The sequence below is a fragment of the Paraburkholderia sp. BCC1884 genome (assembly GCF_900996225.1).
Taxonomy (GTDB): domain Bacteria; phylum Pseudomonadota; class Gammaproteobacteria; order Burkholderiales; family Burkholderiaceae; genus Paraburkholderia.
Genome location: NZ_CAAJGL010000123.1, coordinates 360249 through 376105, shown reverse-complemented (window position 1 = coordinate 376105; position 15857 = coordinate 360249). Strand labels below are relative to the sequence as shown.

Annotated in this window: 14 protein-coding genes; 7 read left to right on the top strand and 7 right to left on the bottom strand. The window is 58.7% G+C overall.

The genetic code is table 11. The annotated features are described in order from the left end of the window. Window positions 1-161 precede the first annotated feature (161 nt). Window positions 162-1124 (bottom strand): LysR family transcriptional regulator, encoded by a 963-nt coding sequence (locus FQ705_RS29200; protein WP_260854656.1) that lies wholly within the window; start codon window positions 1122-1124, stop codon window positions 162-164. Window positions 1125-1518: 394 nt separating this feature from the next. Here FQ705_RS29200 and FQ705_RS29195 point away from each other — a divergent pair, with 394 nt between their 5' ends. The 3 genes from FQ705_RS29195 (at window position 1519) to FQ705_RS29185 (ending at window position 3821) form a co-directional block, all read left to right on the top strand. Beyond that, a complete protein-coding gene (locus FQ705_RS29195) occupies window positions 1519-2397 on the top strand; it encodes an NmrA family NAD(P)-binding protein (protein WP_144147508.1) in 879 nt (292 codons plus the stop codon). 76 nt (window positions 2398-2473) lie between these two features. Beyond that, window positions 2474-3220 carry an SDR family oxidoreductase gene (locus FQ705_RS29190; RefSeq protein ID WP_144147506.1) on the top strand — a complete coding sequence of 249 codons (747 nt, stop codon included), beginning with the start codon at window positions 2474-2476 and terminating at the stop codon, window positions 3218-3220. A 40-nt stretch (window positions 3221-3260) separates the two neighbouring features. Next, window positions 3261-3821 carry a carbonic anhydrase gene (locus FQ705_RS29185; RefSeq protein WP_144147503.1) on the top strand — a complete coding sequence of 187 codons (561 nt, stop codon included), beginning with the start codon at window positions 3261-3263 and terminating at the stop codon, window positions 3819-3821. A 601-nt stretch (window positions 3822-4422) separates the two neighbouring features. On the opposite strand, the gene FQ705_RS29180 is transcribed toward FQ705_RS29185, so the two are convergent. After that, complete coding sequence (locus FQ705_RS29180; RefSeq protein ID WP_144147500.1) at window positions 4423-5328, bottom strand: LysR family transcriptional regulator; 906 nt, start codon at window positions 5326-5328, stop codon at window positions 4423-4425. Between the two features lie 133 nt (window positions 5329-5461). Here FQ705_RS29180 and FQ705_RS29175 point away from each other — a divergent pair, with 133 nt between their 5' ends. The 4 genes from FQ705_RS29175 to FQ705_RS34860 all read left to right on the top strand — a co-directional run bounded on the left by FQ705_RS29175 (window position 5462) and on the right by FQ705_RS34860 (window position 9167). Continuing rightward, window positions 5462-6322 carry an alpha/beta fold hydrolase gene (locus tag FQ705_RS29175; RefSeq protein WP_144147497.1) on the top strand — a complete coding sequence of 287 codons (861 nt, stop codon included), beginning with the start codon at window positions 5462-5464 and terminating at the stop codon, window positions 6320-6322. A gap of 72 nt (window positions 6323-6394) precedes the next feature. Further along, entirely contained in the window at window positions 6395-6901 is a 507-nt protein-coding gene (locus FQ705_RS29170) for a YkgB family protein (RefSeq protein WP_144147494.1), read from the top strand. A gap of 88 nt (window positions 6902-6989) precedes the next feature. Continuing rightward, entirely contained in the window at window positions 6990-7529 is a 540-nt protein-coding gene (locus FQ705_RS29165; protein WP_144147491.1) for a carboxymuconolactone decarboxylase family protein, read from the top strand. A 207-nt stretch (window positions 7530-7736) separates the two neighbouring features. Beyond that, a complete protein-coding gene (locus FQ705_RS34860) occupies window positions 7737-9167 on the top strand; it encodes an alpha/beta fold hydrolase (protein WP_144147488.1) in 1431 nt (476 codons plus the stop codon). A 363-nt stretch (window positions 9168-9530) separates the two neighbouring features. Here the strand turns inward: FQ705_RS34860 and FQ705_RS29155 are convergent, their stop codons facing one another. The 5 genes from FQ705_RS29155 to FQ705_RS29135 form a co-directional block, all read right to left on the bottom strand. Beyond that, a complete protein-coding gene (locus FQ705_RS29155) occupies window positions 9531-10145 on the bottom strand; it encodes a hypothetical protein (protein WP_144147485.1) in 615 nt (204 codons plus the stop codon). Window positions 10146-10193: 48 nt separating this feature from the next. Beyond that, on the bottom strand, window positions 10194-10967 hold the full coding sequence (locus tag FQ705_RS29150) for a molybdopterin-dependent oxidoreductase (RefSeq protein WP_144147482.1): 774 nt from the start codon (window positions 10965-10967) through the stop codon (window positions 10194-10196). A 2-nt stretch (window positions 10968-10969) separates the two neighbouring features. Next, on the bottom strand, window positions 10970-11563 hold the full coding sequence (locus FQ705_RS29145; protein WP_144147479.1) for a cytochrome b/b6 domain-containing protein: 594 nt from the start codon (window positions 11561-11563) through the stop codon (window positions 10970-10972). Window positions 11564-11914: 351 nt separating this feature from the next. Next, a complete protein-coding gene (locus FQ705_RS29140) occupies window positions 11915-15025 on the bottom strand; it encodes an EAL domain-containing protein (RefSeq protein WP_144147476.1) in 3111 nt (1036 codons plus the stop codon). Further along, window positions 15022-15816: a substrate-binding periplasmic protein gene (locus FQ705_RS29135; RefSeq protein WP_144147473.1), complete on the bottom strand. Its 795-nt coding sequence runs from the start codon at window positions 15814-15816 to the stop codon at window positions 15022-15024. The genes FQ705_RS29140 and FQ705_RS29135 overlap by 4 nt, the downstream gene beginning before the upstream one ends. Window positions 15817-15857 lie beyond the last annotated feature (41 nt).

Here is a 15857-nt window from a genome sequence, read left to right as displayed (position 1 = left end):
CTGTCGGCCCGTTTTATTTGACTGACGAACAGAAAAAGTACTGAATCCAACGAGTGAGTTTTCCGCGTAAGCGGCGCGACATTGTCCCCATACTGATCAATCAGCAAGCTTGCGTAACAGGCTCGAAGGAAGTGCCGCATTCAGGATTGAGGACATTACCACTACGTTAAAGAAAAACGTCCAGGCGGCTCTTTCTTAAGTTCAGCCGCGATGAATTCGACAAATGCGCGGCCCGCCATACGGGTGGTTCGCCCCATCGGAAAATAGGCATGCACGGGCAGCTCAGCCATCTTCCATTCGGGTAGCAACTGGACGAGCGCCCCAACTTCTAGCTCCGATTGACAGGCCCATGAAGTCGTCGAGACAATCCCGAGGCCGGCTATCGCCGCTGCAAGCGCGCCCGCCGTGTCGTTAGTCGAAACATGCGATTGCAGATCGATCGACGTAGTCAGGCCATCTCGCTCGAATTGCCATGACGTCACGTGCGCGCCCGCTGGTCCGCCGACGACGCGATGCGCTGCAAGTTCCTCCGGCAACGCCGGTGTGCCGTACCGGGCCAGATAGACCGGCGAAGCCACGACCACACGATGCATTTTCCCAATTAACCTCGCGGTGCCCGTAGAGTCCGGCAGACTGCCCACACGGATGCCGACGTCCACCGCTTCGCGGACCATGTCCTGCCAGCGGTCGTCGAGCATGATGTCGAGCCTGAGCAGCGGGTGCAGTTCGGTGAAGGCGGTAAGGCGCGGCATGATCACGCGAATGGCCATCGTCGAAGGCATGGCGAGGCGCAACACGCCGCGCAGTTCTCCCGTTTCGCGGACACTGTTTTCCGCGTCGTCGATTGCCGCCAGTATCGGCTCCATGCGGGCAAGAAACTCCAGCCCCGCTTCCGTTGGGACGACCGCGCGCGTCGTCCGCGTGAGCAGGCGGGCACCGAGCCCCGCTTCGAGTTCGGCGATCATCCTTGAAACTTGCGATTGCGCTAGCCCGCTTTCCCGCGCAGCCGCCGAAAAGCTCCCCAGCCGTGCGACGCGAGTGTAAAGCCTGAATGTCTGGACGTCTTTCAAGCGCTCCTCCTGTTCCAAGCGGCAAACCACCTCAATGAGCGGTGCGCCGTTCATCTTCCATGCTCAGGCAGCATAAATGTTAGCCGAACTCACGGGTTACTGAGGTAGCGCCGCCACGCCACATGCAGACGTGGCCCCGCCACGTCGTACAAGCGGCATGAATCCGCCTTCGAGCATGTCAACGCGTTGATCCGGTTCAGCATGGCCGGATACCCGCAACCGTCTGACGAATGTCGCTCGCCGCCGTCCATGCTGTCCTGTGATAAGTCATAGATTGAAACGAGGGCTACCGCCCAACCCCGCCACAGACGATATTAGCGACAACGAAAGCGCGGCTGATTTCCAGCTTCGATTCGCCGAAGTGGTCTTTCCAGCACACCTTTTTATACAGATCACAACGGAATTATCTCTGAACCGTCCCGGTTCATTTATTAAGGAATAGAAAATCATGTCAAAGAAAGTGTTAGTTACTGGCGCCACCGGCGATACGGGTCGTGCCGCGGTTCGCGAGTCGATCGCACTCGGTCTCGACGTACGCGCAATGGTGCGTCGCCATGATGCCCGCTCAGAAGCTCTCGAAGCGCTGGGCGCCGAGGTGGTTGTCGGCGATCTGCTTGAAATCAACACCATCCGCGATGCCATGAAGGACGTAGACGCCGCATACCTGGTATGGCCGGTTCAACCCGGCCTGATCAACGCAACGGTGAACTTCGCGCAAGCCGCGAAAGAGACCGGCGTGAAGACGGTTATCAACCTGTCGCAGCGTTCGGCCAACCGCGAGTCCAGCAGCGATTCCTGCCGCGACACGTACATTGCTGAGGAAGTTCTTAACTGGTCTGGCCTGGATGTCATTCACCTTCGCCCTACTTACTTTCTGGAATGGCTGCTTTATCCGTGGCAACTGCCGTATCTGCAGCAAGGCATTTTGCGCATGCCGGTCGGCAAGGGCCGTCACTCGCCGATCGCCGCAGACGATCAGGGCCGCGCCATCGCTGCATTGCTGAAGAACCCGGAAGCGCATATTGGCACGACGATCCCTCTTTCAGGTCCGGTCGAAATGGACCACGAGCAAATGGCAGCCGAATTGTCGGAAGCGCTCGGCCGCAAGATTGTCTTCCAGGATCTGCCGATCGACGAATACTGCCACTCGATCGAGGCAATGGGCGTGCCGCCGTACATCGTTCAGCACCTCGGCGGCGCAATGGCCGACTACCAGCAGGGCCGTATGTCCGGCTCCGATAACAACGTCGAAAAGCTGACCGGCCGTCGTTCGATGACTGTCGGCGAATTTGCCCGCCTCCACGCCAACAAGCTGAACGGCGCATGACGTTCGCGAGTTCTGGCTGGCTCGCAAAGCACTGGAACCGCGCTGACCTCTTATCGAATCTCCGAAGGACATCATCATGAAACTGGCTCAATCCGTCGCACTCGTCACTGGCGCAAACCGCGGCATAGGACGCGTATTCGTCGAAGAACTGCTCAAGCGTGGCGCTTCGAAAGTCTACGTCGCGGCACGCGACACCGCTTCGCTCAGAGAGCTTCTCAAGGACGCCGACCGCCGCCTCGTTCCTATGCCGCTCGACGTTACCGACCCCGATCAGGTCGCCGCTGCCGCGGTGATTGCATCGGACGTGACGCTGCTGATCAACAACGCGGGCTACGCCGCGTTCGAAGGCGCCATCTCCGCGTCCGACACCGACAATGCACGCCGTGAAATGGACGTCAATTATTTCGGCACACTGGCGGTGACCCGTGTGTTCGCCCCGGTACTTGCCAGGACAGGCGGTGGTGCGTTGATCAACATGCTGTCGATGCTTTCGCTGATCAGCCTTCCGGTCGCGGCAACCTACTCGGCGTCCAAGGCTGCGGCGCTTTCTCTCACGCGCAGTGTGCGCGCCGAACTGGGCGCACAGGGCACGCAGGTGGTCGGGGTACTCGCGGTTCAGACGGATACCGAAATGGGCGCGAAGCTGCCCGAGCCGCGCATGACGCCGCAAGAGGTCGTCACTGAAGCACTGGATGCAATCGAGGCTGGGGTTAACGACGAAATCGTCGCTGGCGATCAAACCCGCGCCATTCACGCGGCGTTCACCGCAGACCCGAATGGTCTGCAGGCGAAGATGTCCACTCGGCTGCCGCAACGCACCTGACCCATTTCCTGTTTTCTTACGTTCAACCATAGAGGTAATCATGGACTTTCTCGAAACGCTAGCCAGCCGCAATGCCGAATTCGCAAAAACTGGCTTTAACATCGATCTGAAAATGTTGCCGTCACGCCGCACGATGATCATCGGTTGCGTCGATCCTCGCGTCGATCCGATGGACATATTGAAGCTGGAGCCCGGCGAAACAGCCATCATCCGCAACGTCGGGGGACGTGTGAATCCGGCGCTGCTCGAAACGATGGCGATCCTCGGGACGGTATCGCGAGCGGCTGGCGAAGCAGTCGGCGCTGGCTGGAACCTGGTCGTGCTTCAGCATACCGATTGTGGGATCAACGGTTGCTACCATCACGCGCCGAAGTTACTGTCGAAGTACATGGGCGTCGCCGACGATAAGCTAGACGATCTCGCGATTACCGATCCGTACAAGGCGGTCGCGATCGATGTGGCGGCACTCAAAGCCAACCCGAATCTGCCGGGTGCGTTCACGGTGACGGGTGTCGTCTATGACGTAAAGACCGGCCTCGTAGAGACAGTCGTCCCGCCTACAGTGCTGCGGCCTGAACCGGATCAGGGTCATTCGAATTGACCTGCACTGCACTGGTTGCGAAGCTCGGAAGCAGGCAGCCCGTCGCCGATTCTCGCGGAATGTATAGCGCGACGAAGAGCATGTCGCGCGTGCTCAAGGAGTCATTCACTTACCTTGATTCGAGGCCTGGTCGAATTTCTGCTGACAGGCGCTACCTGAGCGCTGACGGCAGCATGCGATGCACGCCGGAGGCATATCCGGGCGTATGGGATGTGAAACGTAAGCAAAAGGTCGTGCGAGAAGACGGCTGCGAGTCGCTTTCACATCCTCTTAATGTACCTGGCGGCTTGGACGAACTCGCGAAGTTGCGGATCTGTACCCGCAATTTAATCTGACATGGCATGACATGACATCAGCAGCAGACCGTTTGACGAAAGTTCGAGCGTGTCTGGCAGCCGACGTATTTTCCCTGCTGGAGCGATCCTGGATTGGCGCGTGGTTTCAGAACGACGCGGCGAGCGATTCTAGTTGCAGGACATCCCTGCAGAAGACACGCCAACATACGAGATGCTCTCGAAAATCTCAAGCTCATGATCGTCACACTCAAGCATCTGCGGTATGGCCAAAAGTCGGAGATGCTAGACCGGTAGCTGTCGATTTCTCAAAGCCTTGCCTCCGTTACGCGTTCTCGCAAGCGTGGAACCACGAAGTCGACGAATGTGCGCAATTTTAGGGGCAATCTGCGTTGCCTATCATAGACGAGGTGAACTGGACGCGGTTTGGGCTCAAATCTCTCCATGACGACGCGCAACCGCTGCTGGCGTACGTACTCAACCACCTGATAGGACATCGCCCGAACCAAACCGGCGCCCGAGAGCCCCGCGTCGATTGCGGCATCAATGGTATTAACGCTCAATCGCGTCCGTATTGGAGTGTTGATCTCCTCGCCATCAGACCAGAAGCCCCATCGCACCGACGCCGATATGCTTTCGAACGAAATGACGCTATGAAGTGCGAGGTCGTCCGGTGCGGCGGGCTCCCCTCGAGTGTCGAGATATTCCGGACTGCCGCACACAACGCGCCTGATCGATCCCAATCCCACCGCCACCAGGTTGCTGTCCGGAAGATCCCCGACCCGTAGCGCCACGTCGACCTGATCGTCCAGAAAATGGGTAACCCGATCGGTTAGAACCAGGCCCACCGAGACTTCCGGAAACGAATTGAGAAAGCGCGTTACAACCGGCAGCACGTGCAGCCTGCCGAACATGATCGGCGCCGTCACGACCAGGTCACCCTTCGGTTCTGCGTACTCTCCCGCAGCAGTTCGCTCCGCCTCCGCTACCTGCTCGAGGATGGCTTTCGCTGACGCAGCGTAAGACCGGCCAGCAGGAGTCAATTCGAGGCCTTTCGCTGAGCGGACCAACAGTGTTCCCCGCAAGTGCGTCTCCAGATCGCCCATTTTCCGGCTGACCGTGGCGAGCGGGACCCCCAGCTTCTGGCTCGCCTTTGAAAAACTGCCCATTTCCACTGCGGCGAGAAACACCGCCATCGCGTCGAGTTGGTTCATGGCCTTCCAGAAAACGAGAGGTCGATTCTCCATTTTAACGTCTATCGCCGGTTTCCCGGAATGCCCAGAATGCTTTCACGCCGTCAACACAGCGGTCCAAACCTGAAAGGGACTTTGCGCCCCGGAGCCAATGATGAATACACGCACTTACCATTGCACGGTAGAAGTGAACGGTCGGAAGGTTTTCTATCGGGAGGCGGGTGACCGGAAGTCGCCGACGATCCTCCTTTTGCACGGCCTGCCGACCAGCAGCCAGATGTACCGTGACCTTATGCCGGCGCTGGCAGACCGGTTTCATCTGATTGCGCCGGACTACATCGGTTTCGGCCATTCGGACGCGCCCTTGCGCAACGAATTCAGCTATACGTTCGACAATCTTGCCGCACACGTCTCCGGGTTGATCGATGCGCTCGAACTCGACTCATACATTCTCTACATGCAGGACTACGGCGGTCCCGTGGGCTTTCGTCTCTTCACGCAACGCCCGGAACGCGTAACCGGCTTCATCATCCAGAACGCCAACGCATACATCGAAGGCGTAGGCGACGCACCGAAGAAGGTCCTGCTGCCCTTATGGGAGAAGCGCACTGCCGAGACTGAAAAGCCAGCGCGCGATTTCGTCAGCCTTGAAGGCACTCGTTATCAATGGCTGGTGGGTGTGAAAGACCCTGATGCGATCAATCCGGATAACTGGGTATTGGACCAGGCGCTGCTCGATCGTCCTGGCGTGCAGGAATATCAGGTCGATCTTCTCGAAGACTACCAGTCGAACATTGGTCTCTACCCGACCTGGCAGCAGGCGTTCCGTGATCACAACCCGAAAACGTTGATCGTTTGGGGAAAGAACGACCCGTTCTTTATTCCACCAGGCGCGAGAGCTTATCTGGGTGATCTGCCAGACGCGAAGCTTGTTTGGCTCGATGCCGGGCATTTTGTTCTCGACGAAAACTCAGCCCAGGTTGCCGCAGAAATCAAATCACGCTTTATCGCTTAAGCACGACCTTCGATTCATGCTATGCGATCGCAAGGCCATTTTCCTGATTTCCTTCTCATACGGAGTTTCATCATGGCATCGACCAATCAATCAACATCATCGGAGTTTGCAGTCGCCGAAAAATCCTCGGGAGTTTATGCCTCCCAGGCCCTCCTGCGATGGTCCCTCGTTATCGTGTTCCTGTGGTTTGGCGGCATGAAGTTTACAGGTTATGAGGCGCATGGCATCGCTCCTTTCATCGCTAACAGCCCGATCATGAGTTGGCTGCACGCGGTATTCGGCATCCAGGGTGCAAGCGATGTGATCGGCACGCTGGAGTTGTCCACCGCGGTCGCACTTGCAGCCGGCGCGTTCGTTCCCGTGCTCTCAGCACTCGGCGCGGCGATGTCGGTCATGACATACCTGATTACGTTGACTTTCTTTATCACGACTCCCGGCGTAGCCGAGGCAACCGCCGGCGGTTTTCCTGCGATTTCCGCGCTGCCTGGTCAGTTCCTGCTCAAGGATCTGGTGCTTCTCGCGGCCTCGCTCAGCCTTCTCGTGACGTCCTTACCCAACCTGTTTTCGAAGGCACGTTGACCAATGATTGGGGCTATGCGGCACGGTTCGTCTCGCAACGCTCGAACAGACTTTCAATTTTTTCCACCGAAACAAAAGGAGTATGACCATGACAACCATCAATGTCCCCACACGTGAAGATGTTTCCCCGGCCAACCAGGCCATATTCGACAAGCTAAAGAGTGGTCTCGGCATGGTGCCGAACCTGTATGCGACGCTCGCCCATTCGGAACATGCGCTCGGTAACTACCTGGCATTTCAGAACGGAAAGAGCTCGATCGTGGGCAAGGCTCGCGAAGTTGTGAACCTCGTAGTCAGTCAGGTCAATGCATGTGACTACTGTCTCGCGGCGCATACGGTCATCGGAAAAATGACTGGGCTCACGGATGAACAAGTCCTCGAAGTCCGCGCCGGTACAGCGAGCTTCGACGCGAAACTGGATGCGCTGGCTCGGCTGACACACAACATCGTCTCTAACCGCGGCCATGCCGACCCCGCGTTAGTAGACGCGTTTTTTGCCGCCGGCTGGGACAAAGCGAATCTTGTCGACGTCATCGTCATCATTGGCGACAAAACCGTGACCAACTATCTGCACGGTACCACGCTGGTTCCCGTAGATTTTCCGGCTGCGCCAGTACTTTCAGTCTGATCGAAACGACGGCTACGGTGGGCTGCCCATGGCCCACCATTGACCGGCGACGAGACCCAAGTGGGCGCTCTGCCTGACAGGCCGCCACGTCCCGGCCAGGGCCCACTCCCGGGCCGCTCATCAAACGCTTGCGCTTCGGCGACGGGGTCGCTCCCAGCCAATCTTGTGCCGCAAGCATGCGGATTTCCCGCCAAATTGGAGGTTGTCATGTCTGCTACACCCACGTATCAAACGGTCTCTGTCGCTGATCGTCGCACGGGATCGACCATCGATGTGTTTTATCGCGATGCGGGCCACAAGGACGCTCCCGTTGTCCTCTTGCTGCACGGCTTTCCGACTTCGAGCCACCAATATCGCGGACTCATCACCCGGCTCGCCGACAAATATCGTGTGGTGGCCCCCGACCTGCCCGGCTTTGGCCTGTCCAGTGCGCCTGATGCCAATACCTTTGCCTACACCTTCGATCACCTCACCGAAGTGATCGAAAGCTTCACCGATGCGATTGCGTTAAATCGCTACGTACTTTATGTGTTTGACTACGGCGCTCCGGTTGGCTTTCGACTGGCTGCTTCGCGGCCGGAGCGCGTGAGCGCGCTCATTTCACAGAACGGAAATGCGTACGAGGAAGGTCTCAGTGAGGGCTGGAATCCGATCCGCGCCTACTGGGATGCGGAGACGGACGAGAACCGCAACAACCTCCGCGCGTTCCTGACTTCCGGAACGACGTTATTTCAGTACACGCACGGGGAGTCGGATACATCGCTGATCGCCCCCGAGTCGTACACGCTCGACCAGCATTTTCTTGATCGACCGGGCAACGCCGACATCCAGCTCGATCTGTTTCGCGACTACAAGTCGAACTTGGCAGCGTATCCGCGCTTCCATGAATATTTCCGCACGCATCGTCCGCCGACGCTGGCTGTCTGGGGAAAGAACGATCGTTTCTTTCTGCCCGCTGGCGCTGAAGCCTTTCGCCGCGATCTTCCGGACGCAGAAGTGCACTTTGTCGACGCAGGCCACTTCCCGCTAGAAACACATCTCGACGAAATCGCGGCGCTCATCCGTCCATTTCTGGCCCGGACCGTGGATTCGGCGCAAGGCGGGGCGCTGTTCGGAGAACTCGGAGAAGCGTCGGCACCTGCCGAGGCGAAAGGATCGCTCGACGGCATGCGAGGCGTGTTCGGCTTTGTGCCTAACCTGGGCTTCGCGATTGCAGTTGAACCTTCGGTGCTTGGCGCCTATATCGCGATGCTTCAGTCACTTGGGGCGAGTTCGCTCGACCCAATTGCACAGCAAGTCGCAATGGTCTCCGCAAGCCGCGCGAATTCTGCGGATTACGGCATTGCCGTGCATGCAACTCTCGCAGCCAAACTGGGCGCATCGGCCGACGTCGTCCTGGCACTGCGGAGCGGCGGCACGATTCAGGATCCTAAGCTGGAAGCCGTGCGTCGCTTCGCTGCCGCCATCGCGACAAACCGGACCCAGGTATCGGACAGCGACGTCAATGCCATGAAAGCCGTGGGATTCGATCATCGTGCGATGGTGACGATCGCACTGGCTGCAGCCGCAAAGACACTCGTGAACTCGATTGCTCATCTGGCGCGGCCAGAAATCGACGCCGCTTTCCGCGCCGGTTAATGCAGCAACAAAGAGCCTTACCGGGCGGCGGCATCGCTGCCGTCCCGCGATTGCGCTTCGCGATGCATCACCGATGCAGCACGGACAGGTTATCGACCGGCGCCTGCCCGATTCGACCGACGGTGATATGCGCCAGGTAGGTACTATCGATTCGCTGCCGTATTGACTTGATCATGGTGTCCCCCTCATGGTCGCAGCAACGGTGCCGGCGATTGAGAGAAAGACGGCGCCCAACGCAACCGGCAATCGAATCATCGATCGCGCGCGCCCCGCGGTCGGTTGCTCCATGGCCAATACGCCTAGGCCGTGCAACAACCGCGCCACACGACCTTCACCTGAGTCGCGCTGCGACGCCGGAAACAATCACATCGGCGGCGCCACGCCGTCCTTTTCAACCACGACGAATTGCGCGTTATGCGCGCCGCCGTTGGCCGGAGCAGCGATGACGAACACCTTCTTGCCTGCAATCAAATCGGCACGCGTCGCCGGTGCAAGCGTCACGACCGGCGCACTGGTCGGCACCGTAACGATGTTGTTGCCACCCTTGTACGAGAGTTTCAGATCGCGTCCGCTGGTACCCTCGACGACCGTGTCCACGTTGGCATTCGTCATCGAGCTGTTGGCGCCGAGATCATAGGCATAGTGCCCCTCGCCCGTTCCGCGCGCGGCGTCGGGGAACACCAGCACTTCAGTAGCGGTCAGCTTGCCGTCGGGACCGGGCATGGCCGCGGCGCCGACATATGAGCCCGGTTTGATATCGGAGAGTTGGATCGTCTTCACTGCTGTTACTTTCGACGCGTCGGTCAAGGTGATCGTCATGGTGTCGCCGCTGCGGCGGTGTACGGTCAAGGTATTGCCCGAGAACGACACGATGTCGCCGCGCACACGCTCAGGCTTTGTCGCCGGAGATTGTGCGAACGAGGCACTGGCAAATGAAAGCGCAACGAGGGAAGCAGCAAGCTTGATACGGATAGACATATATGCTCCGTTGAATTGATGGAGTTAAAGCTGTTGGTGGCTTGCAGGTCAAGACCCACCGAACCAGTTGTAGCCCTGGTTTTCCCAATAGCCGCCGGGAAATTCGTTGGTCACCGAGATGGCGACGATGTGCTTCGGATTCTTGTAGCCGAGCTTGGTAGGCATGCGCAGCTTCATCGGGAAACCATACTTCGCCGGCAAAGTCTGGCCATCGTAGGTCAGCGTTAGAAGTGTCTGCGGATGCAGAGCCGTCGGCATATCGATGCTCGTCCAGTAGTTGTCGGCGCAATGCAGTGCGACGTACTTCGCCGTGGTATCCGCACCAGCCATCGACAGAAAATCGGAGAAACGCACCCCGCCCCACTTGCCGATCGCGCTCCAGCCTTCGATGCAGATATGCCGCGTAACCTGACTGCGCTTCGGCAATGCGTTGAGTTCGGCCAGAGTCCAGATGCGCTTGCCCGTGACGAGTCCCGAGAGCTCGAGCCGATATGTCTGTGCATCGACGTCCGGCACCTGGTCGATGTCATAAAAGGCGTTGAACGGGAACGGCCGCGTGATCATCGAATCCGGGTAGGTCGGCGCCAGACTGCGTGGATCGAACAGCAATGCCTGCGCGCTGTCATTGAACGAGGACATGGTGCGCAACAGGTTGTTCACCGACTTGTCATTTGTCAGATCGCAGCCGGACAACAGCGCCAGGCCGCCCAGAGTCAGGATCCGCTTGCCGAACAGGCGACGTGACGCCGAACCCAGTTCTTTTTGCGCGTCCTTGACGATGGACGCCGCGTCGAGCACCCGCTTGTCTTCACTCGAAGTCATTGTCATCGTCCCCGGATCATCGTGAGTAAAGATCGCGGCACCAGCGCAACCATGACGACGTGTATCGCGAGAAAACCTACCAGTACGCTCATTGCAGCAAAATGGACGATGCGCGCGTTGTCGAAGCCGCCTAGTAGCGTTCGTAAAACTGGAAACTGCACCGGCTTCCAGATCGTCAGACCGGAGAGGACCACCAGCGCAATGTCGGCAAGGACGACGAGATACGCGAGCTTCTGCACGGCGTTGTACTGACTGAGATCGCCGTGGCTGAGTTTGCCGCGCAGCGCCGCCGCTAGGTCGGTTGCCAGCGCGCGAATCGAGAGCGGAAACATGGTCTGGCGCAGCCGTCCGGTAAAGGCCCCGAGGACCAGATACGCGACGAAGTTAGCAACGAGTATCCACATGACGGCGAAGTGCCAGAGCAGCGCACCACCTAGCCAGCCACCGAGAGTGATCGATGCGGGAAACCGGATGACCGCGAATAGGGGCGATGCCTCGTACACCTGCCAGCCACTCATGCACATGAGAATGACCGCCACGGCGTTAATCCAGTGAAACGTGCGGACCCATACGGGATGAACAGTTGCGTTGTTCAAAACGATCTCTTTGTAGACGATATGGAAAGCGAACTGCGACCATCGGCGAGCGCAGCCTGATTCGCGTCACCGGTCCAACCGGATTGCCCGCTGTAATGCCAGAGCACCATTCAGTCGGGGCGTGCGATTGGTATAAACGGAAGGATCGCAGGGAAGGCGCTGCCAGGGCATCGGTCAAATGACCGATGGGCAGGTCGCCAGACGGCGTGCGGGGAACTGTCAGAGAGGTTTTCTGCCGTTTTCACTCGCAAGCGGAAGGCAGTAGGCAATAGCCGGACCACATCGTGATCGTGTCGGCGCCCGACTCCGAGGCGATCGTCGCCTATCTGGAGTCACGCATCGTCATGCGTTTTATTCGGCGATCAACTGACGGACATCGAGTCTGTTGAACAACGCTTCAAAACCCGCGACGGAGAGCGGACGGGAAAAATAGTAGCCTTGATATGCGTGGCAACCTGCGGCAGCGAGAAAGTCGCGTTGCGCTTCCGTCTCCACCCCTTCGGCGATGACCCCCAAACCGAGGCTGCGCGCAAGCGCAATGATGGCGCTGGCTATCACAGCGTCGTTGGGATCAACCAGAATATCGCGAACGAACGAGCGGTCGATCTTCAACTGGTCCAACGGCAGGCGCTTCAGATACGAAAGTGACGAATACCCAATACCGAAATCGTCCAGCGCAAAGACAATGCCCCTTGCTTTCAACGCTTCCATCTTGAGGATAATGTCCTGCACGTTATCCACCAACACGCTTTCTGTCAGTTCCAGTTGCAACCTGTCAGGCCGCGCGCCTGTGCGCTCGATGATGGCCAACACTTTTTCCACGAAGTCGGATTCGCGGAACTGCTGCGCGCTTACGTTGACCGCAATCGTGAGATGTTCCAGGTCAGGCCGCGTTGCCCATTGCGCCAACTGCGCACAGGCGGTTTCCAAAACCCAACTTCCCAGAGCGAAGATCAAGCCGGTCTCTTCGGCCAATGGAATGAACTCGCCGGGTGGCACCAGACCGCGCCGGGGATGCTGCCAGCATACGAGTGCCTCCACGCCTGTTATGCTATTGCGGTTCACCTGCGCCTGATACTGAAGCAGCAGTTGGTTACCCTCGACTGCATCGCGCAATCCAGCTTCGAGCAAGGCCCGCTCGACCACGACGGTTTGCATCTCCGGATCGAAGAAACACACTGCATTGCGTCCTCGCTCCTTGGACTTGTACATCGCCAGGTCGGCCTGTTTCAGGAGTTCATCGATTAAGGTCTGATGTCCTTTGAACACGGTGGCGCCAATACTTGCACCGCTGCGGTATTGAATCTCGCCAAGCTGATACGGGCTGCCCAGAATCGCGAGAAGCTTCTCACCCATGGCTTTGGTCTGGTTGGCCGCTTCCTGCCGGTCTTTGTGCAAATTCCTCAGCACCACGACGAACTCATCACCCCCCACTCTCGCCACGGTGTCGCTATCCCGCACACTTGCGGCCAGACGTTGTGCAACGTGCTGCAGCAGCAGGTCGCCTTTGTCGTGGCCCAGTGTGTCGTTCAACGTCTTGAAGCGGTCCAGATCGATGAACAGCAGCGCACCGCACTCTCCAGTCTGTGCGCTCCCAGCAATTGCCTGCTTCAGGCGATCCAGCAGTAGAGTCCGGTTCGGCAAGCGGGTCAGTGCATCAAAAAAGGCCAGCTCCCTGATTCGCTCTTCCGCGATCTTGCGTTGGGTAATGTCGTGATGGGTGCCGACATAGTGGCTAACGACGCCATCGTCGCCGACCACGGCGGAAATCGTGAGCCACTTCGGGTATTCGTCGCCATTTTTGCGGCGTCCCCAGATTTCCCCTTGCCAGCCGCCGGCACGATGAATCGCCTCCCACATCTCCTGGAAGAAAGCGGCATCATGACGGCCCGACCGAAGTATGCGGGGTGTCTGGCCAACGATTTCCCCTGGGGCATAGCCTGTGCATTCGGTGAACGCCGAGTTCACGCGGAGAATCGTGGCACTGGCGTCGGTGACCATCATCGGCTCCATCGAGTCGAACGCAACGGCGGCGATCCGAAGTTCGGCTTCCACCTGCTTGCGCTCGGTGATGTCTCGCCCGCTGGTGCGAAAACCGATGAAACCGCCCGTGGAGTCGCTAATCGGAACCCATGACGCGGAAAGCCACATCAGTGAGCCGTCCTTGCGGACGCACCGAAATTCCAGATCGTCGCCGCGACGGCCCTTCAGTGCCTTCCTGAACTCGGGCGCCACACGCGGGATATCCTCCGGATAGATCACGGCTCCCGCGAAATCGCGCATGCCCATACATTCGTCGACGGTATAGCCAATGTACTTTCTGACCGCCGGATTGATCCAGCGGGGTTTGCCGTCGGGTCCCCACCAGATTTCCCAGTTGACCGTGCAGTCGGCGATCGCGCGAAATTTCTCCTCGTTCTCGCGGAGTTCTTTGGTCATCGCGGAGGCAAGCCGCATCGTTCTTCCGCGGCTGGTCATCATCAGCCAGGTGAGCAGCGCCAGAAGCAAACTTAAACCCGTGCCGGTAGTGGCGATCGGGAGCATCGCGTTGCGACCGAAGCGGGCGTAAAAGTCATCCTGGGCACTCATCGAGAGCGTCCAGTCGTGCCCACCGACGACAAGGTATTCGTTGGCCGATATGTTCGACGACTGATGATGGCCAGGTGTTTCCGACGTCTTATGAAAAAGCGCCGCGGGCGAAGGCGCGACGCCGTCATAAACAGCGATGCTGAGACCGGGCAACTGCTCGCCATACAGACTCGCGATCACGTCGCGCATGCGAAACGAGGCGTAGACCCAGCCTACCAGGTGTGCGCGACGCTGGGCGACGCTATCCTGCGATTGAGCTTGGGCGTAGATCGGCAAGTACATGATAAAACCGGGGTGCGCACTGCTCCCGGCATCCACTGCCAGACGGACCTTTCCGGAAACGGTTGCCATGCCGGAGTCACGCGCCTGCTCCATAGCGCGTCGCCGTACCGGGTCCGACCAGGCGTCGAACCCCGGCGCAGCGCGATTGATGCCGACGGACGGCTCACGCTGGATGATCGGTGCGTAGTTGTCGCGCGAACCTTTGGACTGGATCGTGTAGTCGAGCAGTCCCTGACGACGCATAGCGGCAATGTGTGCCGCCTTTTGAGCAGCCGGCACCCACGCGACGAAGCCGATAGCCTGAATGCCAGAGAAGTTTGCGTCGACATTGAGTGTGTCGACATAGGCGCGAAAGCGCTCGCGATCCATGTCGCCGCCAGCGACGATAAAACTCTGCACCCCGCGTAGCAGAAGTTCGTACGTGCCCATGCGCTGCTCGATCCGGCTGACGGCGTCGCCGAGCGAGAAATTGAACTGGCTCAGGAGTTCGTGACGGGAGGCTTGCCGCTCATGGTCCCACAGCATCCACGTCACGCTAAGCGACGCCGACAGGACCACCAGCGGCAACAGAACAAGGCGCGGCCAGTTCACGGGTGCGCCGGGAAGTTGACCATCGAGGCCGCGAGGTCGGGTTTGAAATACTTCTCGAAAATTCGCAGAACAGTGCCGTCCGCTCGCATCTCATTCACAAGTGCACGCCATTTCTCGCGCTCGGCTGGCGGCAGGGCCTTTTTCGACATGATCAGGCCGTGAGGTACAGCAGGGTCGTCGAACTCCACGATGGCGGTCACATCGCGGATCTTCCTGTCGTCGATTGAAGGGTAATCGAAAGGCTCGATAATCATGCCCTGTATCTGCCGGAGGATCAGTGCCTGATACAACGGATCTAGCCCGCCTGCCTGGCTGACCCGGTTTTCCTCCGACAGGGAGTCGACCAGCCGGTTTGCCGATGCGCTATAGCGGAAGCTGCGGATAACGCCGAGTTGAAACCGGTCGTTATGCTCGAAATCGGCGAGGCGCCGGATGCCCGCATCTTTGCGTACCAGCAAATAGTATTTGTTGCTGAAGTACCAGGCGAAGTCGGCGTACTGGTTGCGTTCGTCGTTGGAGATACCCGACAGACTGAAGTCGAGTGCGCCGGATTCGATCAGCTTCCAGATTCGGGCTCGCGACATGAGGCTGACCCTGATCTGGCAGCCACTGCGTCGGCTCAACTTGTCAGCGAAATCCTTATCGATCCCGGTGTCCGTCTCGACTGAATACAGCAGACCGTGATCGTGCAACGCCAGTGTAAATGGGCGTGAGCAAAGGGGGCCGGCCGCCATGGCACTGCCTAAACTGCTTACCGCCAGCAACAGCCCGGCAAGGCCATGTCGAATCACAGTATTTCCATCCTGCGAAGGCGTTTTGAATAGCAATTTTT